Below are 22,460 nucleotides of genomic sequence, written 5' to 3'. Positions count from 1 at the left end.
CTCATGTCTTGATTCACTCAACGAACTTGCAATCAGTGGGCAGGTAAGATCGTAGACTAGACCCGCCACGTCCTGTAGCCCTCCGCCCATTGATTGAAGGTTCATTTTATAAGGATCTATTATTATCTAGTATATACAAGGAGGAGATACTTATGGCAAGAGATTTTTACCAAGCAATCGAGCATCGTCGTTCAATTTACGTTATAAGTGATGAGAAAGTTGTTGATGAGGAACGGGTTGAAGAAGTTATTCAGTTTGCAGTTAAACACACCCCTTATGCATTTAATGCAACGAGTGGACGAGTTGTGGTTTTATTTAATGAAGAGCATAAAGCGCTGTGGGATATGACAAAAGAAGAATTGCGTAAGATCGTTCCTGCTGAAAACTTTCCAGACACGGATGCGCGTATTGATAGCTTTAAAGCAGGCTATGGTACGGTGCTGTTTTTTGAAGACCAAGATATGGTGAAAGATTTGCAGGAACAAATGGCATTGTACAAAGATAATTTCCCAATTTGGTCAGATCAAGCGTCAGGTATGCTGCAACATGTGGTGTGGACAGCTCTAGAAAATGAAGGGTTAGGTGCTTCTTTACAACACTATAATCCGTTAATTGACGATCAAGTCAAACAACGTTGGCAGTTACCAGATAGTTGGTTACTTCGCGCGCAAATGCCGTTTGGTAAACCAGAGATTGAGCCGGGAGAAAAGCAGTTCCAACCACTAGAAGAGCGTATTAAAGTATATAAATAAACAGAAAAAGGATGTGCGCTTGAAGCACATCCTTTTTAATTGAAATCGTATAAAGGGATTACCTCTAGCAACAACCAGAAAACTGAAAGACTAATTCACCCAATTGGGTACATTGAGTTGACAAAGTATCTCCAACTCTTGCTCCCGTTGATCGACATATGAACTGACCTGCCTCAAATCTTGATCAACGATCCCAGGATGTGTAATTACTTCAATTGAATCCGCCTTTACTTTCTTTAGTTGTTGAAACACGTCTAAGTCGTGGTTGTTATTATTGAAACGTGCCCACAGTTTATCTGTATAAAGCAAGTCTTTTTCATCTTTCAGTGTATGAGTATATCTTAACGGTACATGGTATTCCTTTGCGAGTGTAATGATTAAACCTTTTAATGCCGTCCATCCGTGAACATGGTGGTGACTATCGATATGATTAAGCGTTAAACCAGCTGAGAGGAAGGCCTCGATTTGTGTCCGCCACTCTTGCTCAATTTGGACAATTTCACACGGACTTAATTGCTCTATGTCTTTAGTGAATTTAAAGTCACCATTGGCATTAACAAGCTCAGGAACATCATTGCACAAAGGTTTTCCATAGGTAAGGACAAGGTGAATACCAATGGGCAAAGAAGGGGTTTGTTTAGCCATCGCAATGGCATAGTCAGCCGCTTTCCCGTTCATCATTAAGGTGGTACTATTGATCACCCCGTTTAAATGTGCTTTGATAATCCCTTCAGTCACCCCTTTTGTTAAACCAAAATCGTCAGCGTTAAATATGACTTTCATTTCTGATATTCCCCAATCGTCTATTAATGTTGTTACAGCTAGTTTAGCATATGTATTGGTATAAAGGGAGGAGGATGAATAGGCTTAGATAAAAGATATATTTATCACGGATAACTGTCTGTAAAACGCCCCCTGATTGAAGGTTCACTTTATGTTAAGCAATTGCATAACGACGGAGATTTCACCAATATATTTTTAGTTTGATAAAAAAGTGTTAAAAACAGAAAATAATTTATAATTATAGAAAAAAGCACTTCTAAATTATATAAAAATGTTATTATAATTACATAAGTAAATAAAAATTTGTAATATATTTGCAAATTTTTATATGTTTAATAGTTATCGTGGACGCTTAAATATAAAATGAAAAAAGCGAGGATAGAGGTATCAGTAAAACGGTTGCATTTAGTTCAACAAAAAAAGGTTAACTGTCATTAAAGAAATGTTTTACATCCTAAACATAAATTACATTTGAGCAGATTTATAATTAAGAACGAAAATAGTAGATTGATCTTATAAGAATAATTATAAATTTATCATATATATTGCTAACTTTTAGTGATGATGACGACAATATGGAAGAAGCTATTTAATTAATGAAAAATAGGAGTGGTTGTTATGAAGAAAATGATGGTTTATTTAATACCCATACTATTATTTATTATTTTGACTATTTGTCGAAATGCTTTTAATTTAAATGCAACTGTATATAATGTATTGGTGTTATTTATTGTACTATTAATACCTATTCTTAGGTTAATGTTTTCAAAAACAAACTAGATTTTAAATTTTTTGATATTGAATTATTATAACAAAAAATGTTAATTTTCATCTAATTATAACTTTTTTTAAAATTAACGTTAAATGTTTAAAACTATTTGTTATAAATTAGAAACGGAAGAAGACATGAAAAATAATTTATTTTTTGAGTGCTGATCGTTTTCATTCCTTATTTTTGCTCAGAAATTAACTAAGCACTTATAACGCGTCACTTACTTACACAAAAGCAAATGGCTTGATGTTCATTAAGTGAAGCGCTAATGTAACGCACTGTTATTGTCGTGTAGTAGGCGCTTTGAATAGGTTGCATGATAGCTTTTGCACTACGCTATCTGATAACTTGTTTTCCTAATGTTTTTTTTATATTGTAGCACCTTTATCACAGATAACCGTCAGTAAAACCCCCGCCTCAAAATAGAGCAGCCCAGCCATCATCTATTTAGGCGGGAGGTAACGGACGCTCATGTCCTGATTCACGCAACGAACCATCAGTGGGCAGGTAAGATCGTAGACTAAGACCGCCATGTCTTTAGAAGGATTACAGACTAAGACCGCCACGTCCTGTGGCCCACGTCTGCTGACCTACGTCCTGTAGCCCTCCGCCCGCTGATTGAAGGTTCGTTTTATACAATAGAAATAACAGAAGGAGGGGATGTTTGTTCCCTCCCTTAAAGATTGATTAAAGCACATTTGTCAATAGTTGCTTCATTTGTTTAGGTGACCTTAACCGATAAACCTTTTTATCGGGCCCGATTTTTTTGAGCATGGCCTCGGTCTTTGGGAGTTTGTCACGCCTAAATCTTAAAACGAACAGGAAAAATGCCCAATCTAATTTTTCTGGACACCCTTCAGCCATATCTGGTCTTGTCTTCTTGCGATACTTCAATCGTCTTTTCGTAATTCCTACTAAGCAACGCCAAGTTGGATAATCCAAAAAAATCACTGTATCGCATGCTGCTATGCGGATATCAAGCGTGGCGCTGTAATTGCCATCAACAATCCAACGATCAGCAGATAAGATCTTTTCTTGGCGTTGTTGAAATACCGTATCATCAATCGCTTGCCAACCCGCTTGCCAATACAAGTTATCGAGATGGTGGATGGGGATGTTGAATTTTTCGCTTAATTTTCGTGATAAGGTCGATTTTCCTGCACCTGGGGATCCAATAATGATAATTTTGTTCAAAAAATCGCCTCCTCTGATCAGTTAAATTAGATTTGCGTCTTCTTGATACCATTGCTGAAGTTGCTTGGTGATTACTCCTCGTTTACCATTAGCGATGGTTTGATCGTCAACTTTGACAACCGGAAGGACTTCGATACCACTACTGGTCATAAATACTTCATCTGCATTTAACAAATCCGCTACGGTATAGTAAGCTTCGATTACAGAAATATCGTTTGCTCTAGCGAGATCAATTAATCGATTTCTGACACAACCGTGGAGAATTCGTTCAGTTGCAGGGTGGGTAATGATGACATTGTCTTTAACAATAAAGACATTGGCTGCCGTTGATTCTGTTACGATATCGTCTCGATGCAAAATCGCATCAAAACTGCCGTGCTCATGAGCTGTTTGTTTCGCCAAAACGTTGGGAAGTAAGTTTAAGCTTTTAATGTAACAATAATGCCAACGGATGTCATCGTGTGTGACCACGCTCACGCCACTCTCTAGCTGTGAAATGGGGCGAGCGAGTGTGTCAGTGTATGCATAGAAATTTGGCGCGCAGTCTGGAAACAGATGAAGCCGTTTAGCTGATCCACGACTGATCTGTAAATAGATTAAGCCATCTTTAGTAAGCTTGTTGCGTTCAACGAGTTCAATTAACTGGTTATGTAAGTCGTCTTTTTCAAATGGAATACTTAGTTTGATCGCTTGGGCAGATCGGTATAGACGATCAAGGTGTGCCTCCATTAAGTATGCCTGTCCTTGATACATACGAATGACTTCATAGATCCCATCACCAAACTGCAGGGCGCGTTCTTGGTATGGATAAACAACAGCTGATGCTTCGCTAAAGCCTTGATTTGTTAACACAATAGTCATCTTTAAACACCCCTTATCATAAAAGTGAATATATCTGTCTATTATAGCAGGTTTACACGGACAGATCGTAATGATATGATGAAATATATAGTAAAATTAGGAAAAAATGATCGTTATATAAACGAGTAGGGGGAGGACTACTATGTTAATTGGATTAGTGATCAGTTATTCAATCGTTTTAATGTTAGTCATATACTTTATTTCTAAGCAGATTCAGCAACGCTTCGGCTTACAAAAACGAAAGTGGTTTGGTTTCAACTATATTAATCAAAAACATAATTTCATTGATGTAGTGGCTCGGATTTTTATAGGTATCGCCTTAATGTTTATGCTTATTTTAAGTTTAGAGGGACCACCATACACGACAGCACTTCTTATGGCAGTTGTTTATCCAATTGTACTAGCTAGTGTCGAATGCATTCGTGCGTGGTTTGAATGGTATCGTTCAGACCAACCACAACAAGCTTATATTACTTGTATAAATATAGCAGGTGGATATATTTTTGCACTGTTAAATTATGTAACGTTATTAATTTTAGCTTAAAAATGAATTCTTTTATAATCGCAACTAAATTATGTTAAGCTATAAGCAGTGTAAAAGAGGAAGGAATGAAACAATCATAATGAGTAAAACGGTTGTTCTTGCAGAAAAACCATCAGTTGGTCGTGATATTGCTCGCGTTTTAAATTGCACGAAAAAGCAAAATGGTTTTTTTGAAGGACAGAAATATATTGTCACTTGGGCACTGGGGCATCTGGTTACATTAGCCGATCCAGAAGCTTATGATCAAAAGTACAAAACGTGGAAACTGGAAGACTTACCAATGTTGCCAGAACGACTCAAGCTAGTTGTGATGCGTCAAACTAATAAGCAATTTCAAGTAGTGAAATCACAACTGATTCGTAAAGATGTTAGTGAGATCGTGATTGCAACGGATGCTGGTCGTGAAGGCGAACTCGTTGCGCGTTGGATAATTGAAAAGGCACGTATTAATAAATCGATTAAACGTCTATGGATTTCATCGGTGACCGATAAAGCGATTCGTGATGGGTTCAAAAATTTAAAACCTGGAAAAGCTTATACCCATTTATATATGGCTGCTGCTGCAAGATCTGAAGCGGACTGGTATGTGGGTTTAAATGCAACGCGTGCCCTAACAACAAAGCATAATGCACAGCTTTCAAGTGGTCGAGTTCAGACACCGACATTGGCCATGATCGCGAAACGCGAAAAAGAGATTAACGAATTTAAATCGCAGCCTTATTATGGGATTAAAGCACAAACCGATTCTGGTTTAAGTTTTAATTGGCAAGATGCTAATCAAAATAGTCGTCTATTTAATGAAAATAAAGCAGATCAATTGCTTCAGCGTCTTAAAGGTAAAAAAGCAAAAGTGACTGCGGTCAAGCAAACAGAAAAGAAAAGTTACGCCCCACCGTTATATGATTTGTCAGCTTTACAGCAAGAAGCAAATAAAGCATTTGGTTTCTCCGGTAAACAGACTTTATCAATCATGCAAAAGCTTTATGAACAACACAAAATATTAACGTATCCAAGAACCGATTCACGTCATTTATCTTCTGATATTGTCTCAACCTTAAAAGACCGGGTCGATGCATGTGGTGTTGATCAATACGCAAAAGCGGCTCGTACAATTTTAAATCAAGGTATTCAAGCGAATAAATCATTTGTTGATGATAAAAAGGTTTCTGATCATCATGCGATCATCCCAACTGAACAGTCAGTTAATCTAGCTGATCTGGATGATAAAGAACGAAAAATTTATGATCTTGTCGTTAAACGATTCCTTGCTGTTTTGTCTAAGCCTTACCTCTATCAACAAACGACGTTTATCGCTGAGATTGATGGAGAAACGTTCCAACTAAGTGGCAAACAGGTGAAAGCACTTGGTTGGAAAGCGCTTTATCAAGATCTAGGTGACCAAGAATCACTACCTGTTTTAAAAGAAGGTCAACAGTTAGACGTTACGGTGAAACGAACCAAAGGTGAAACCACACCTCCTGAGCGATTTACAGAAGGAACTTTACTCCAAGCGATGGAGAATCCGGTTAAATTTATGGAGATGGATGATAAAAAATTAGCACGTACTTTGAATGAAACAGGGGGTCTCGGTACGGTAGCTACCCGTGCTGACATCATCGATAAATTATATAATACTCATTATATTGAAGCCCGTGGTAAGTACATTTATACGACGTCTAAAGGACGCCAATTGCTTGAACTGGTTCCATCTGATTTAAGCTCGCCTGTCTTAACAGCAGAATGGGAACAGAAGTTGACTGCCATTGCCAATGGAAAGTTGCAAAAGGATACGTTTATTAATGAAATGAAGCAATATGCCAGCTCGGTTGTTCGTGAAATAAAAAATAGTGAGACATCGTTTAAACATGATAATGTTACTGGAACGAAATGCCCGAATTGTGGTAAGTTGATGCTTGAAGTAAATGGCAAGAAAGGCCGAATGTTAGTCTGCCAGGATCGTCAATGTGGTGAAAAGAAACAGATTGCACGTCAAACGAATGCACGTTGCCCACAATGCCATAAAAAAATGGAGATGCGTGGTACGGGAGAAGCGCAAACCTTTTCCTGTCGTTGTGGATATCGTGAGAAGTTATCTGCTTTCCAGAAAAGAAAAGAGCAAAATAAGACAGGTAAAGCCTCAAAACGTGATGTGAACAAATATATGAAGAAAAATAATGATCAATTTACCAATTCAGCGCTCGCAGATGCGCTATCGAAACTGAAGGAATAAAACGAACAGGGAATGAACCATCGGCCGATGATTCATTCCCTGTTTTAATAGTTTAGAAAAGTTAAAGAAGTTTCACTTCATTTCTAGGTACAGCGTCGTATTTTTTAGAAATTTGTTACTATTCAGCCTATATTTTGTTATACTATTTTTATTTCTATGAAACTTTACCTTTATAAACACAGTCTATTAATAAAGAGGGGAGGCAGTATATGAAGACAAAAACCGTGTACTTATTATTTTTAAGCACAGGTACACTATTGGCGAAAACGATTGATCTTTATACGAAACAATCCTTAAATCATGTATCCATTGCATTAGATCAAGATTTAAAGCTCGTCTATAGTTTTGGACGGAAACGACCACATAATCCATTTATCGGTGGCTTTATTCGCGAGAATTTGAGTTTGCCCTTTTTTAATCGTTCAATGTGTGCCATTTACCAGTTAAAAGTAACAGAAGAGGAATATGCTCAGCTTGTTGAACAAATTATGATTATGGAAAGCCATAAGCACTTATATCGTTATAATTTTTTAGGTTTATTTGGTGTCATGTTAAATAAAGAGTTTCATAGGGAAAATGCTTTTTTCTGTTCACAATTTGTTGCATCGATGTTGCAAGAATGTGGTATATATCATAGTGCCAAGCCACCGGGGTTAATTAGACCTCAAGATTTAAGGGATTGGCGAGAATTAACACCCTTTTATTACGGTAAATTAAAAGACTATCCATATCTCACTGTTCATGCCGAACAAGAGCAAAGAAAAAGCTGGAGAAGCTCATTCTTTAGGCTTAGCTAATATTAGCTAAGCCTTTTCTGTTGTTTGAAACTAAAAAATGCTAATAGAGAACTCGGAATTTAGAAAGCGAGGAGCGGAAACTTTAAAGTACTTATAAGTCAGTAAACGTTCTGGAAGACGCTCTTTTGTTCCGAGACATCTGTTGGTTCTTAAATGGCGTCCGTTTATCACAGATAATCGTCCGTAAAACCCCACTTATTGAAGGTTTGTTTTATAAATACGCCTCTAGTCTTAGTGAAAGATATAGCTAGAGTCTGTTACGCTTTCTCAGCTATCGAGTTAAACTTTAACTATCGAAAGGAGGGGAAGCGGATTGCGAACTTTACTATTTATAATTGTAGCAGGTATAGCAGGTATGGTCGTTTTAACCACAGTTGCCCCATTGATAGGATTGTTTTTAACATTAGCGCTTGGCTATTATGGTGTACGCCGGTTTCTATTAACTGATTCAGCATTTGGTAAGCTAGGTTGGGCAGTGGTGGTGCTAATTGCATTGTCAATGTCGATATCAAATACCCCGGCATTAGTGGGTATTGTGGCGGCTTTACTTTTGTATTATGCATACCGTGGCTATCGGAAGACACCTGAAGGGTATGAACAAGAAGATTGGATGATCGATTAAAAAAAGGAGTGGATAATTATGACAAATATTTTTACGCGAATAAAAGATACAGTAGTAGCTGATTTTCATCATTTACTTGATCAAAAAGAAGAGAAGCATCCGATGACACATTTAAACCAATACATTCGAAAATGTGAGGATGAGGTAAAAAAACTTAAACAATTAATTGAAAAACAGTACATGATTAAACAACAGTATCAAAAAGAATTAAATCAAGCCAAATTAATGTTAGACAAACGCAGCAAACAAGTCGTTTTGGCCGAGCAAACCGATGAGCACGAACTTTTAGAGGAAGCAAGAATAGAAATGAATCAATATCAAGCTCGGGTAGACCAATTAACAGAAATGAATGATTCGGCAACGACACAAATTGAAGAAATCGAGACTAAATACGGGGAGATGCAACAGCAATTAAAGAATTTATATGTTAAACGTCTAGAATTAAAAGGACGTGAAAATCTTGCCCGTGTCCATAAAGGAATTAATCAAGTGTTACAAGCAGATTATATTGATCGTAGCAGTAATAAATTTGCTGAGGCAGAGGATTATATTGAGCGTATGGAACAGCAAGTAAAAACGAACCACAGGTTGCATACTTTAGATGCGCGTTTTGCTGAATTAGAAAAAAAGCATTCTCTTTCAAAGTAAGATCGTGTACGCTATAGGTAGTTAAGTTGTTCACTTAACTACCTATTTTAATCAAAAAAGGGGTACGCCTATGTTTAACTCAATAGATAAAAAAATCGTACCATATTTGATTTTGGCTACGATCGCATTGTTTATTGTTGAATTTGTCTTTCTACGCTCTGATGCGTATTTTTGGTTGCTTATTTGGGGCATTGTCACCTATTTTGCTTGGCAATATTATTATCGCCAAGAGGGGCGTGTCTTGTTTTGGATTGGTATTGTTGCTCTTTCGATAACGATGCTGTCAACGCTTTTATTTCGTTTTATCTTAGCGTTAATTCTGGTTGTGATTGGCTTGTATTTTTATCAAATGAGGGAAGATAAAAAACAGGCATCACAGCTATTACAATTTGGTGAAGAACCGATTGAGGAGGAAGAGTTGCTTTTCTCCAACCGTTGGTTTGGTAAACAACAAACTGGAGCTAAGCCCTATCAATGGCAAGACATTAACAGTCAAACGCTTTTTGGCCAGACCACGATTAATCTAAATCAGACCGTCTTACCAAAGGGAGAGCCGACCGTGGTATTACGCCACTTAGTAGGAACAATAACGCTGATTATTCCTTATGATGTTGAGGTAAGTATTCACCACTCTGTCCTGGCAGGGTCAGTAGATATTTTTGGTTATGGAGATGACCGAATCGTTAATCGTACCGTTCATTATCGAACGAAAAATTATCAAACCGCTCCTCAACGCATCAAAATTTACACCTCAATGATAGCGGGTCAGATTGAGGTGAGACGCGGATGAGAAGCTCTTTATTTCCAATTTTAATGCGTAGCTTAATGATAACCAATCTATTGATTTTTTCTTTAACTATATTGCTTTTCAGTCAGATCGATCCGTTGCAATGGTCCATGCTTTGGACGATACGCCTTCAACAATTACCGTTGGGCTTCGTCTTGGTATTAACAAGTGTGATCATCGGAACGTTTAATGGTTTTATGATATTTTTCTTTCATAAAAGAGAACTAAAGGCGATTTATGATGCGCTTGTGCAGGTTGAATCAAAGTCAACCGATGAGAAGGTGCGTTACTATGGTCGATCAAAAGAAGCTTATCAATGCATTGCGCAAATTCGTCAAATACAACTGCATTTACAGTCGGCTCGGAATCGGATGCAAAAGGTAATCAGTGAACGCATCGAAGATCAGGAGCAACAAATAGAAGCACGTCTTACCCAGGAACGGAATCGGTTAGCACGTGAGCTTCATGATTCAGTCAGTCAAGAGTTATTTGCAGCTTCCATGCTTGTCTCAGCTGTTAACGAAATGTCGGAACAAAACAACGAGCAACTCAATCAACCTTTAGCACAGATTGAACGGATGATCCAACAAGCCCAACTGGAAATGCGGGCATTGTTGTTGCATTTACGACCGATCGCTTTAAAGGATCACAGCTTACAAGAGGGGATTAATCAACTGCTTACAGAGTTGGTATCAAAAGTACCAATTTCAATTGATTGGCGAACAGAGCCGATTACACTTAATCGAGCGGTTGAGGATCACTTATTCCGAATTTTACAGGAATCGCTCTCTAATGCTTTACGTCATGCAAAGGCGACGCAAATTGATGTACTCTTTATTAAACGCGACCACGTCGCCGTTTTATCGGTTGTCGATGATGGTGTCGGCTTTGATTGTGATTCGGAACAATCGGGATCTTATGGATTAGCTAATATGAAAGAAAGAGCTGAAGAAATCGGTGGTCAATATCAATTAATAAGTGTACCCGATCAAGGAACAAAGTTAGATGTGCGTGTACCGATTAATAAGCATGAAGGGTGAAGATAAATGATACGAGTATTATTTGTGGATGATCATGAAATGGTGCGGATCGGTGTGACAACCTATTTGTCTACGCAACCGGATATTGAAGTCGTTGCTGAGGCTAGTAATGGGGAAGAGGCGGTTAAGTGGGCACTTGAATTAAAGCCGGATATCATTTTAATGGATATTGTGATGGATCAAATGGATGGCATTGAAGCAACGAAACAAATTATCGCCAAGTGGCCCGAAGCAAAAATTTTAATGGTAACGAGTTTTGTTGATGATGATAAAGTATATCCAGCACTAGAAGCTGGTGCAATGAGTTATTTGCTTAAAACGACAAAAGCCAGTGAGATTGCCAATGCCATTCGCAAAACAGCGCAAGGAGAGTCCGTGTTTGAAACGGAAGTTACCAATAAAATGATGGCTAGAATGCGTGGCCAACAAGAAGTCCCTTTACATGAAACATTAACCGCTCGCGAGCGCGAAGTTTTGTTGTTGATCGCACAAGGAAGAACGAACCAAGAAATTTCAGATCAATTGTTTATTGCATTAAAAACAACAAAAGTTCACGTAAGTAATATTTTAAGTAAGCTTGAAGTGCAAGATCGAACACAAGCTGCTATTTATGCCTATCAGCATGAGCTTGTTTAAAGAAGGAGGGCGTTTATTTTGGAGCAAAAGCGTTATTTGCAAGAACTCAATTATCATTTACGACGCTTACCAAAGTCGGTACGTGAAGATATTATCGAAATGTATCAAGATCAATTTAAGATTGCTGAATTAGAAGGGCAACCTGTTCAAGATGTTATTTTAACTTTAGGACGTCCAAAGGCGGTAGCAGAAAAAGAGTTAGCGCTACACGCCGACCAGATTGATAAAGAACAAGAACAACCTGATGCCATGAACCGATCACGAACAAAAACAAATATTCCAGTCCTCATTATGCTGATTATTTTTAATCTTATCTTTGTTTTAGGTCCAGCGGTTGCGGTGGCTGGTGTGATATTTTCTTTTTGGATAATCGCAATGGTTTTAATGGCAACGCCACTTTTTGCGCTATGGGGTGATGTGCTGTTTTCACTTCCGGAAGCCTTTTTTATTTTAATGTTATTTGGGCTAGGCACTTTACTTTTTGTAGCGATGCACTATGTGGCTAAATTTATCAGTTGGCTCACCCGAGGTTATTTTAAAACAATGAATCGATTCGTGCGAGGGGTGATGTAATGAGGAAATTAGCAATCGTTGGGTTTCTGGCATTTATGATTGGTAGCATTGGTACGTTCATTTATCGTCAGCAATTGTTTGATGTTGCTGAAGGGGAAGAGATAGAAGAAGTGATGATTATAGAGGATTCTTCTATAACAAATATACTTATTAAAGCTGATGTTGCTAGTCTTCATTTCATTGAAAGCGAAGACCAACAGATTGAAGTACATGTATCAGGAACATCAGACCAAGCGGTTGAAGATATTTTAATGATTGATCAACAAGCGGAAACTTTACGGGTCGAAGTTGATCAAAAGTTAAGAAACTGGTTTTCATTGCTACCGATGAGAAATAATGCTCAACTCAAGTTAACCATAGCTGTACCTCGATCTTTTGAAGGTCATGTTGATGCCCGTGTCGATGTCGGCTCCATTTATGGTAAAGGTTTAATGCTTGAAAACTTATCTGCTGAAGCCAGTGTAGGTCGAATTGAATTTACGCAATTACAACTTGAGTCGGGAAGAGCAGTGGTAGCAGTTGGGGACATTAATATTAATCAAGTGAGTGGCAATTGGTATATTAAAACCAATCTAGGTGAAATAGGACTTGACCTTATTGAATGGCAAGGAGAAATAGAAACACGTACGAATATAGGTGACATTCGTGTGCAGTTACCAGATCGCCCGGACAACTATTCACTCCATCTAGAAACAGATTTGGGTGCAATTAAGTTCAGGGATTTCGTTGAGACAAGATCAGAAAATCTAGGGAAAACGTATGTCGAAAACGTTGGTAGCCATGGTCCGAATTTAATCGTAGAAAGTCAAATAGGTGATATTGAAGTAGATTGGTAAGGGAGACATGTCGGTTAACTCTATAAGCTGTTGTATCATCCTGTGACAGCAAAAAAGTCGAGACATCACATCATGCTCGGCAAAAAAGAAGGTTGATTTATCACAGATAGCCGTCTGTAAAACGCACACCTCTAAATAGAGAGCAGAGCTCATCTGTTTAGACGGGTGCTAATGTCTTGATTCACTCAACTAACTATCCGTGGGCGAAGAACTAAACCGCCCGCAGATAGACGTTTTGTTTATATGAGATTCAGTACTTAACGAGCGGTCACGCCTCATCACCAGTGTCTTCAGTTTGAATGGCTCCAGCACGAGGGATCTTGATTAAAAATGAAATATTATCATCGGTTAAGTCCAGTTCTTGAACACTGAAACGAAAGTTGCTCTGAATATCAATTTGAGTCACTGCAACATAAAGTTGTTCATTTTCTGAATCAAAGTAAAGCCAATCAGGTGTATTAATTTGTTGATTAATATAATGTAAGATCCGATCACTTGGTAAGTCTAGTAAGCCGAGTGACATTTCGGTCATATTTAAGATTAAATCACCATTAGCTTGCACGTTAGGTTCCATTCTTACATTAAGTGGAATAGATGCGCCAAAGGCTTGAAATGATCCAAACAAATGGACATCTTGATCAATATGCACAGAAAAGTCAGCGTTGTCAGCTAATAGCACCTGATCTAAATAATCATTAATTAATTCGTTTAAGTCTTCTTTCGTTGATTCCACCCTAAATTCAGCACCTGGTTCATCAATATATTGTGGTGTAGGTAAGACTTCAGATCGAGGTGGGGAAACCAAAATGAGAGTAATGAAAAGAATCAATAAAACAAGGTTTATACTAACAAGAATTAAAAAATAACGCTTATAAACTTTGTCTGTCCCTTGTTTTATTACTTTCATCTTCCCACCTACTTTCTTAACTGCTTTTTGCTGTCGAATTATAGTCAGTCTGTTTACTCTAAAGATATCCCTTGTGCATTTGTTGCTTCTTCTCGTTCTTCAGCTATTTCATCGAGTGCAGGGATAATTGCAAAAAGGATGCGTGATGCCATTAAAGAATACCCTGTACCATTTGGATGGAAATTATCATCTGCCAATAGATTGACTTCGTTAATTTGAAACAGATCTTCAATTGGGATGAAGTGACCATTTGGATAATGCTCAACTATTGTCCTACCCGTTTCATTCCACTCTGTTAATATACTATCAAGCGCTTCTACATCATCAAAATAGCCTTCAAATGGATTAAAAAAGCCAATTAAATAGATTTCTGCTTCATCATTATATGAGTGAATCGTTTCAAATACGCTCGTTAATCTTTGTTGATAGTCGTCAAGTTCCAGATCAAATACCCCTTCATTTAGATCAAGGAAGTTTTCTCTAACAATACGCATAATATCATTTGCGCCAATGGTAATCAAAATAAGATCAGCGCGTTGTATCGAGCGTTTAAGTCCATTTTCTTCTTCTAATCGTGTCAACAATTGATCAGTACGATTGCCGCGTCTCCCATAGTTATCAATGTTGACTTGATAATCTAAGTCATTTAAACGGTGTTCTAATATACCGATATAACCATCATTATTGGTCTCGTCACCAACCCCTTGTGTCAAGGAATCTCCAAGAGCTGTTATATGATAATCATGTTGTGTAAAAACCCCAAGTGTCTGTTCAACGGCATCTCTTAAATTTTGAGATAAATCATTTGTTGCCGTCGCCACTTCTTCATCCATGTTTTCTACTTGTTCAAGAACTTGATCTATATTTTCACTGTCAGGTTCTGTTGTGGTCGTTTGATTAGATGATGTAGGTCTGAAGATAAAGAAGAGCAAACCTCCTACGATTAAAAAGATTAACACAAGTGAGATTAGTGCCATTTTTTTTCGTCGTTTCATATGTAAAACATCCATTCAAAATAGTTTATGTGATCATATATATTCCCTATTTAATGAAATTAAAACAAGGCTGTGCAACTCATTATAAGACAAATATAAGGGCAATGACAATAGCCGGCACGAATTCGAATCGACCACCCAACTAAAAAACACAGGGGAAGGAAGGTAAATCGTAACCTTTTCCACTGTGTTTTAGTTATTATAATTCAATCTATTAGTGATCGTGTTTAGGCTGGTGGCGAATGAGGTTCGCGGTTTTAAATAAGCATTCATTTTCAACAATAAATTGACCATTTTGTTCAGCTTGTTTTTTTAAGGCGCTGTAATCTGCTTCTGTTCTGAACCAAATGATCTTCGCATCTAACGGTAAGGTCTTAATCCGACTTGGCTCTGTAATGAATAACAGATCAATAGCATCCTCATTGTCTGCCAAATCAGTAAAATGGAAGCCCAATTTGGCTAGTTTTTTTAGACAGTTGTGCTTGGTTTGGTCACCTGCAACGACAATATTTTTCAGACGTATGTCCCCATCAGCACGTACAAATGGTGATTCAAGTACCCAGCGAATCACATCATCAAGCATAGGTTGAAGGGTAACAGCAGTTCCAGTAGCTGTTGCAATGGCTTGGTCAAGGTCTTTAACCAGGTCATCATAGCTTTCAAGTCCAACAGATAGACGGATTAACGTATCACTCACTCCACTGGCTTCAAGGCCTTGCTCATCTAATTGTTGATGTGTGGTTGAAGCTGGGTGAATAATTAATGATTTAGCATCACCAACATTGGCAACGTGGGAGAACAATTGAATATTATCGATTACCTTTCGACCTGTTTCACGATCGCCTTTGACTCCAAAGGTGATCACAGAACCAAACGTATTGGCTAGATACTTTTTGGCAAGTTCGTGGCTTGGATGTGTGCGCAAACCTGGGTAGTTAACCCAGTCAACTTGTGGATGTTCAATTAAGAATTGGGCGATGCGTTCAGCATTGTAACTATGACGTTTAATCCGTAAATTTAATGTTTCCAGACCCTGTAAGAAGTTAAAGGCATTTTGTGGACTTAGTGCCGGACCCATATCACGTAATAATTGGACACGCAATTTAATAGCAAATGCAGCTGGTCCAGTATCGATACCGAATCTAATCCCACCGTAGGATGAATCGGGTTCAGTAAAGCCAGGGAATCGTTCTTGGTTCCAATTAAAGCGTCCACCATCGATAACGATTCCACCAATTGTTGTCCCATGGCCACCAATCCATTTTGTTGCTGAGTGGACAACGATATCAGCTCCCCAAGTTATCGGTTTTGCACTATAAGGGCTTGCGAATGTATTGTCGATGATTAACGGGATCTTGTGGTCATGGGCGATATCTGCTACTGCTTCAATATCAAAAATATTTAAAGAAGGGTTAGTAATCGTTTCAGCAAAAATCGCCTTTGTCTTCTCTGTTATTGCCGCGCGGAAATTTTCTGGGTCTTTTCCGTCGACAAAAATAACGTTTATCCCATACTTCGGAAGTGTTTTATCAAACAGGTTATAAGTACCACCATATAAATTGCTATCGGCAATAATTTCATCACCCGCTTCAGCTAAATTTAAAATAGCAAGTGTAATCGCGGACATTCCGGAAGCGGTTGCAACAGCGGCTACACCATCTTCCAATAAGGCCATCCGTTGTTCGAAAGCGTCTACTGTCGGGTTCATAATACGGGAGTAAATGTTCCCAGGTTCAGCCAACCCAAATAAATTTTGAGCATGTTCTGTGTCACGAAAGGCATAGGAAGTTGTTTGATAGATGGGTACAGCGATAGCACCTGTTGTAGGATCAGGCTGTTGTCCACCATGAATAAGTTGTGTTTCTGTGCCAAATGAAGCAAAAGATCGTTTAGCCATAATAAATTCCTCCTTTTTCTAAGTACACTCTTTTCAATTAGGGGCTGAAAAAACATGACATGGGGCGTATAAATAGCGCATGGTCGTTTTCATTAGCAAAACTGGCATTCGCTTAGCCTTTGACTTTAGAAGTTTATGCTTTGCTAACATATAAAAAGCCCTCTTCTTAAAAGGTAAGAAGAGGACTTAGTCAGTGATTTCCCCCTCTTATCTATCAGGTTATTTGTAACCTGTAGGATTTGGCACCTTTGCAAGCTTTACCTTGCGGGTTGCCGGGCTTCACAGGGCCTATTCCCTCAGCCTCTCTTGATAAGAGTTATACATGTTAGTAAGGATTATAGTTTAAATAGCCTCATTAGTCAATGGTTTTTTCTGATTATAACGAAAATTCAGTTTTATATTTAGCTGCAAGCATATGAATGATCAAATGGGTGCTATTATGTATTCATTTAAAAAGTTCCATGATCGATTAGTCTTTGCAAATGTTTTTAAGTTGTTAGGACCCACGAAGAAAGTGGGCCAAAGGTTGAGTACCTATTTTAGAATAAATGCATAAATTAGTTATGGATAGGAGGGAGAGCTATGTCAGAACAAAATTTTGATGTATGGGAAGTTGCACGTGATTGGGTTAAAAAAATGGATAACTTGTTTCATAGCTATCATCAAGATAGTATGCTCGCTTCAATTGATCAATTTTTTCAAAATAGTCATATTCCTACCCATGTTAATCAAACGAATGAGGAATGGCAGGCCACCATTAAGCTGCCAGGTGTGACTAAAGATAGAGTAAAGCTCTCGGTTGAGCAAGACTATCTTGTTGTTCGTATTACAGAAGATAAAAGACAAGAGGTCAAAGATGATCAAGAAGAAGTCTATCATTTTAAACATTTTCAAAGAGAGCGTGAGCGGTTTGTTCATTTACCCAATAATGTTATTCCATCAACATTGACGGCTTCATTTAATGATGGTTTACTTACGGTTAAGGCAAGGAAAAAGAATGAAAAAAAGCGTGATTTATTAATTGATTAATAAATCACGTCATCATCAAATGATTGGCCACCTTTTATTTCGATCATTAAACGATGAGGAAGACAGATGCTTGTCTGACCAGGTCGACTAATCCAACTGGTTTGGACTGCGATTTGGTCAGGACTGTTATCCTCTTTCACTCGTATACGTGGACCATCAATTTCAATAATGTTGTATTGACCATCATTGGGATAGTAAGTGATTTCCTGATGCGGTGTATCTTCAGATAGGACAAACTCATCAACGACCTCGCCATTTATTGAAACGGTAGCGATCGTTGGTTCTCCATCATTTTGCGTTCCCGCATGGTAAGATGTAAAAACAAAGAGAGGAACAAAGGATAATATAAGTAAAACGATGATAATAACAATATCGGTCGGTCTAATTTGTTGTTTTAAAGCTGTCCACATGACGGTCAGCCTCCTCACATTTAAATGTCTTCATCTTGCTGTTCATTATATGCGACAAAGATTATATATGTTAAGCCTATAGGATTAACGCCAGTTTCGTCAACCATTAAAAAATAATATTTACCACAGATAACCGTCTGTAAACCGCCCATTTCAAAATAGAGAGTAGAAGTCAATCAATATTAGGGTGGAAGCTAACGACCGCTAATGTTGGGATTCCCTCAACGAACAACCAGTGGGCAGGTAAGATCGTAGACTAAACCCGCCACATCTTTAAGAAGGATTACAGACTAAGACCGCCACGTCCTGTGGCAACCTCTGCATGACCTACGTCCTGTAGCCCTCCGTTCACTGATTGGAGATTCGTTTTATTTTTGTATTGAAACAGCAAGGTGACGTAAGATAAGTCCAATTAGAAATAAATGACTAAATTAAATAGCTTTATGATGCTAATTGGTGTCTATTTATGCTATATTGTGGTTATCGAGTGTAAGGGAGGGTTATATTTGGATATTATAGCAATTATTTTTGGTCTTACCATTTTCTTAAACATTACTCTAGCATTCGCTATTGTTTTTTTAGAACGAAAAAATCCAACTTCAACTTGGGCATGGCTATTAGTACTAACGTTCGTACCCGTTGTGGGGTTTGCGCTTTATTTAGTATTTGGCCGAAAATTAAGCGGAAAAAAATTGTTTGTTTGGGATAATAAAAGTCGATTAGGTGTGAAAAAAGCAGTCGAAAATCAATTGCAATTATTAGATGAAGATAGTTTTCCGATTCCAGATCACTATCAAAAGCATAAGGACTTATTTTATATGCACCTTCGAAATAATGATGCTATTCTCACCCAAGAAAATGAGGTCGAAATTTTTAATGATGGACAAGCAAAATTTGATGCATTAATTCGAGATATTGAAGCAGCCAGTCATCATATTCATATTCTTTACTATATTGTAAGAAGTGATAAACTAGGTTACCGTATTGCCGATGCATTAATTAAAAAAGCGAAAGAAGGGGTGACGGTTAGGTTTTTATATGATGATATGGGGGCAAGGCGATTAAAGCGTCATTTTATTCATCAGCTAAAACAAGCAGGTGTTATGGTTGAATCGTTCTTTCCGTCTCCTATACCTAAAATCAACTTAAAAATTAATTATCGAAATCACCGTAAGTTGGCTATTATTGATGGAAAAATTGGTTATATTGGTGGCTTTAATATCGGTGATGAATATTTAGGAGAAGACCCCAAATTTGGTTATTGGCGAGATACTCATCTCCGGATTGTCGGTGAGTCTGTTCGCAATATGCAAACACGATTTATTTTAGATTGGAATCAAGCTTCAAAACAGCAAATTTTACAATATGAACCGACTTATTATCAAGCAGAACCAACAGGCGATGTCGGCATTCAAATTGTTTCAAGTGGTCCTGATTCCGAATGGGAACAAGTTAAATATGGTTATATAAAGATGATTATGGAAGCGGAAGAATATATTTATATTCAAACCCCTTATTTCATCCCGGATGAAAGTTTGGCAGATGCAGTTCGAATTGCCGCGCTGTCAGGCGTCGACGTGAGAATTATGATTCCAAATAAACCAGATCATCCATTTGTATACTGGGCAACCTTTTCTTATATAGGAAATATGCTTGAAGCTGGAGCGAAAATTTACATATACCAAAATGGTTTTTTACATGCAAAGACGATAATGGTTGATGGTAAGCTTGCTTCAGTAGGTACAGCAAATATTGATGTGCGTAGTTTCCGATTAAATTTTGAAGTGAATGCATTTCTTTACAGTGAAGATGTGACCAATCGCTTAGTACAGGATTTTAAAGGAGACATGGAGGAGTCTTATTTGCTCACATATGAAGCCTATAAAAAGCGGTCGATCTGGATTCGCTTTAAAGAATCAGTCGCACGGTTAATTTCTCCTATTTTATAATAATAAATTCATCCTCCAATCAGTGAGTGCTCTTGTACTTTGCCCCACTGATGGATAGCTGAGTGAATCCGAACATTAGCGTCCGTTATCGCCCACCTATATAGATGATCCCGGTTCTCTGTTTTGAGGCGGGCGTTTATCGGTGATAAAGATTAAGCTTGGCGGATAACTGTCAAGTTTGGTTTGTTTGGTAAGCGTTAATAGCCTAATGGCTTGACAATTGTTATGGTCATGAAACAATAGAGAGACAAGTAAGGAATAGAGGGTTAATAAAATGGAAATATTATCAGTTGAAAGATTAACAAAGGCCTTTGGTGATAAAGTGTTATTTGATCAAATATCTTTTTCGATTGAAAAAAAAGATCGGATTGGATTGGTTGGTGTTAATGGTACAGGTAAATCTACTTTCCTCAAAGTCATTGCCGGCAAAGAAGAGCAGGATAGTGGTGAAATAAACCATGCTAAAGCGTTCTCGATTGGTTATTTGGCTCAAGAACCGGATCTAGTCGCTAACCGAACGATATTAGATGAGGTGTTCGCCGGTGAAGCTGACATTATGGTGGCGATGCGCCATTATGAAACAGCGTTACTCGCCTTAGCAGAACAGCCTGATGATGTCGAGGCACAAAAGCAATTTAGTCGCACCCAAGCTAAGATCGATGAATTGAATGCATGGGATGCAAACACAACGGCAAAAACGATTTTAACAAAGCTCGGCATTGAGCATTTTAATCAAAAGATTGAACGACTGTCTGGTGGGCAAAAAAAACGTGTCGCACTTGCGAAGGCACTAGTTCAGCCTGCGGATTTACTCATTTTAGATGAACCAACCAACCATCTTGACCATCAATCGATTGAATGGTTAGAACAACATCTTCCGAACTATCAGGGGGCGGTTATGCTTGTGACGCATGATCGTTATTTTCTTAACCGTGTCACCAATCGTATTTATGAGCTTGATCAAGGTCAACTTTATCGTTACAGCGGAAATTACCAAACGTATTTAGAGCAAAAGACGGAGCGATTAAGGTTAGAAACACAGAATGAGCAGAAACATGCCAATATTTTGAAGCGAGAAATCGCTTGGCTGAAACGAGGAGCTAAGGCAAGATCAACAAAACAAAAAGCAAGAATTGATCGGGTAGAAACGATGAAAAAAGAGACATTCAATACCAATCAGGAACAACTTGATTTAGGTGTAGGCATGACACGATTAGGTAATAAGGTTATTGAATTAAAAAATATTGAAAAAAGCTATCATCACCAACAAATGATTAAACCATTCAGTTTTCTAATTAAACCTGGCGATCGAATTGGTATTGTAGGTGCCAATGGTAGTGGAAAAACGACGTTATTAAAAATAATCGCTCAACAAATTATACCAGATCAAGGGGATGTTGAAGTAGGCTCAACTGTAAAGATCGGTTATTATCAACAAGATCATCAAGATATGGATCAAGAATTGCGTATAATAGAGTATATTAGGGAAACAGCTGATGTGATTCATACTGAAAATGGTGAGACAGTTAGTGCAGAGCAAATGCTCGAACGTTTTTTATTTACTCGTGCCCAGCAATGGACATATATTCACCGGCTTTCAGGAGGAGAAAAACGCCGGTTATATTTGCTGAAGGTGTTAATGGAAGAACCCAATGTATTATTATTGGATGAGCCAACAAATGACCTTGATACAGAGACGTTAGCTATATTAGAAGATTACTTAATCCAGTTTTCAGGCGTTGTGATTACGGTTTCGCATGACCGTTATTTTCTAGATAAACTAACTGAGCAATTGCTGATTTTTAAATCACAAGGTGTGATCACACGCTTTTATGGCAATTACAGTGACTGGTTAGAAACGGACAAAGCAAGTACTCAACAAGCAACTAAGCCACCGAAACAAAAAGCGGTAGAACGAACAAAACGAAAAAAATTATCCTATCATGAACAAAAAGAATGGGAAACGATTGAAGATGAGATTGCTGATTTAGAACAAGCGATTGAACAGGAGAAAGCGGCTGTTATAGCAGCTGGATCAGATATTGAGCAAGTGCAAACGCATTATCAGAAACAAACAGAGCTTGAACAAATGCTTGAGGCGAAAATCGAGCGTTGGGAAGCTCTCTCGCTCCGTTTAGAAGACTTAACATAGTGGCAAACGCATTTCTAAATTAATAGCGGTTATGTATAATAGTAAG

General features: G+C 38.0%; 21 protein-coding genes and 1 riboswitch. Of the genes, 14 read left to right on the top strand and 7 right to left on the bottom strand.

Features of this window, described 5'->3' with window-relative positions; translation table 11 throughout:
* Positions 1-152 precede the first annotated feature (152 nt).
* Entirely contained in the window at positions 153-752 is a 600-nt protein-coding gene (locus JOE23_RS05555) for a nitroreductase family protein (RefSeq protein WP_204436376.1), read from the top strand.
* A gap of 90 nt (positions 753-842) precedes the next feature.
* Here JOE23_RS05555 and chbG read toward each other — a convergent pair whose 3' ends face one another.
* The 3 genes from chbG to dat all read right to left on the bottom strand — a co-directional run bounded on the left by chbG (position 843) and on the right by dat (position 4,362).
* Positions 843-1,535, bottom strand: a complete 693-nt coding sequence (chbG, locus tag JOE23_RS05550) for a chitin disaccharide deacetylase (protein WP_204436374.1) — start codon at positions 1,533-1,535, stop codon at positions 843-845.
* 1,459 nt (positions 1,536-2,994) lie between these two features.
* Positions 2,995-3,501 carry a P-loop NTPase family protein gene (locus JOE23_RS05545; RefSeq protein ID WP_204436373.1) on the bottom strand — a complete coding sequence of 169 codons (507 nt, stop codon included), beginning with the start codon at positions 3,499-3,501 and terminating at the stop codon, positions 2,995-2,997.
* A 21-nt stretch (positions 3,502-3,522) separates the two neighbouring features.
* On the bottom strand, positions 3,523-4,362 hold the full coding sequence (gene dat, locus JOE23_RS05540) for a D-amino-acid transaminase (RefSeq protein ID WP_204436372.1): 840 nt from the start codon (positions 4,360-4,362) through the stop codon (positions 3,523-3,525).
* Between the two features lie 142 nt (positions 4,363-4,504).
* On the opposite strand from dat, the gene JOE23_RS05535 reads away from it, so the two are divergent.
* From JOE23_RS05535 to JOE23_RS05490, 10 genes are all read left to right on the top strand, one after another.
* A complete protein-coding gene (locus tag JOE23_RS05535; RefSeq protein ID WP_204436371.1) occupies positions 4,505-4,906 on the top strand; it encodes a DUF4181 domain-containing protein in 402 nt (133 codons plus the stop codon).
* Between the two features lie 79 nt (positions 4,907-4,985).
* Positions 4,986-7,136: a DNA topoisomerase III gene (locus tag JOE23_RS05530; RefSeq protein ID WP_204436370.1), complete on the top strand. Its 2,151-nt coding sequence runs from the start codon at positions 4,986-4,988 to the stop codon at positions 7,134-7,136.
* Positions 7,137-7,345: 209 nt separating this feature from the next.
* A complete protein-coding gene (locus JOE23_RS05525; RefSeq protein ID WP_204436369.1) occupies positions 7,346-7,933 on the top strand; it encodes a hypothetical protein in 588 nt (195 codons plus the stop codon).
* 313 nt (positions 7,934-8,246) lie between these two features.
* Positions 8,247-8,555, top strand: a complete 309-nt coding sequence (locus JOE23_RS05520) for a lmo0954 family membrane protein (protein ID WP_204436368.1) — start codon at positions 8,247-8,249, stop codon at positions 8,553-8,555.
* 18 nt (positions 8,556-8,573) lie between these two features.
* Positions 8,574-9,203, top strand: a complete 630-nt coding sequence (locus JOE23_RS05515) for a PspA/IM30 family protein (RefSeq protein ID WP_204436367.1) — start codon at positions 8,574-8,576, stop codon at positions 9,201-9,203.
* 70 nt (positions 9,204-9,273) lie between these two features.
* Positions 9,274-9,993 carry a cell wall-active antibiotics response protein LiaF gene (liaF, locus tag JOE23_RS05510; protein WP_204436366.1) on the top strand — a complete coding sequence of 240 codons (720 nt, stop codon included), beginning with the start codon at positions 9,274-9,276 and terminating at the stop codon, positions 9,991-9,993.
* The gene (locus JOE23_RS05505; RefSeq protein WP_204436365.1) at positions 9,990-11,030 is read left to right on the top strand and encodes a sensor histidine kinase; all 1,041 of its coding nucleotides are present in this window, start codon (positions 9,990-9,992) and stop codon (positions 11,028-11,030) included. The genes liaF and JOE23_RS05505 overlap by 4 nt, the downstream gene beginning before the upstream one ends.
* A 6-nt stretch (positions 11,031-11,036) precedes the next feature.
* On the top strand, positions 11,037-11,666 hold the full coding sequence (locus tag JOE23_RS05500; protein WP_204436364.1) for a response regulator: 630 nt from the start codon (positions 11,037-11,039) through the stop codon (positions 11,664-11,666).
* Between the two features lie 18 nt (positions 11,667-11,684).
* Positions 11,685-12,239 carry an HAAS signaling domain-containing protein gene (locus JOE23_RS05495; RefSeq protein WP_204436363.1) on the top strand — a complete coding sequence of 185 codons (555 nt, stop codon included), beginning with the start codon at positions 11,685-11,687 and terminating at the stop codon, positions 12,237-12,239.
* On the top strand, positions 12,239-13,075 hold the full coding sequence (locus tag JOE23_RS05490) for a DUF4097 family beta strand repeat-containing protein (protein ID WP_204436362.1): 837 nt from the start codon (positions 12,239-12,241) through the stop codon (positions 13,073-13,075). The genes JOE23_RS05495 and JOE23_RS05490 overlap by 1 nt, the downstream gene beginning before the upstream one ends.
* Positions 13,076-13,343: 268 nt before the next feature.
* Here the strand turns inward: JOE23_RS05490 and JOE23_RS05485 are convergent, their stop codons facing one another.
* The 3 genes from JOE23_RS05485 to JOE23_RS05475 all read right to left on the bottom strand — a co-directional run bounded on the left by JOE23_RS05485 (position 13,344) and on the right by JOE23_RS05475 (position 16,874).
* The gene (locus tag JOE23_RS05485) at positions 13,344-13,982 is read right to left on the bottom strand and encodes a YpmS family protein (RefSeq protein WP_204436361.1); all 639 of its coding nucleotides are present in this window, start codon (positions 13,980-13,982) and stop codon (positions 13,344-13,346) included.
* A gap of 53 nt (positions 13,983-14,035) precedes the next feature.
* Positions 14,036-14,977 (bottom strand): SGNH/GDSL hydrolase family protein, encoded by a 942-nt coding sequence (locus JOE23_RS05480; protein ID WP_204436359.1) that lies wholly within the window; start codon positions 14,975-14,977, stop codon positions 14,036-14,038.
* Positions 14,978-15,191: 214 nt separating this feature from the next.
* A complete protein-coding gene (locus tag JOE23_RS05475) occupies positions 15,192-16,874 on the bottom strand; it encodes an O-acetylhomoserine aminocarboxypropyltransferase/cysteine synthase family protein (RefSeq protein ID WP_204436357.1) in 1,683 nt (560 codons plus the stop codon).
* A gap of 204 nt (positions 16,875-17,078) precedes the next feature.
* Positions 17,079-17,190, bottom strand: a riboswitch (SAM riboswitch).
* A gap of 266 nt (positions 17,191-17,456) precedes the next feature.
* Between JOE23_RS05475 and JOE23_RS05470 the strand changes: the two genes are divergently transcribed.
* On the top strand, positions 17,457-17,903 hold the full coding sequence (locus JOE23_RS05470; RefSeq protein ID WP_204436355.1) for an Hsp20/alpha crystallin family protein: 447 nt from the start codon (positions 17,457-17,459) through the stop codon (positions 17,901-17,903).
* On the opposite strand, the gene JOE23_RS05465 is transcribed toward JOE23_RS05470, so the two are convergent.
* Positions 17,900-18,313: a NusG domain II-containing protein gene (locus JOE23_RS05465; RefSeq protein ID WP_204436353.1), complete on the bottom strand. Its 414-nt coding sequence runs from the start codon at positions 18,311-18,313 to the stop codon at positions 17,900-17,902. The two genes, JOE23_RS05470 and JOE23_RS05465, sit on opposite strands and share 4 nt — an antisense overlap.
* A 506-nt stretch (positions 18,314-18,819) precedes the next feature.
* On the opposite strand from JOE23_RS05465, the gene cls reads away from it, so the two are divergent.
* Positions 18,820-20,262: a cardiolipin synthase gene (gene cls, locus JOE23_RS05460; RefSeq protein WP_204436351.1), complete on the top strand. Its 1,443-nt coding sequence runs from the start codon at positions 18,820-18,822 to the stop codon at positions 20,260-20,262.
* Positions 20,263-20,536: 274 nt separating this feature from the next.
* A complete protein-coding gene (locus JOE23_RS05455) occupies positions 20,537-22,414 on the top strand; it encodes an ABC-F family ATP-binding cassette domain-containing protein (RefSeq protein ID WP_204436347.1) in 1,878 nt (625 codons plus the stop codon).
* Positions 22,415-22,460: the final 46 nt, after the last annotated feature.

This window comes from Amphibacillus cookii, from assembly GCF_016908375.1.
Taxonomy (GTDB): domain Bacteria; phylum Bacillota; class Bacilli; order Bacillales; family Amphibacillaceae; genus Amphibacillus_C; species Amphibacillus_C cookii.
This window is presented reverse-complemented; position numbering and strand designations above follow the sequence as displayed.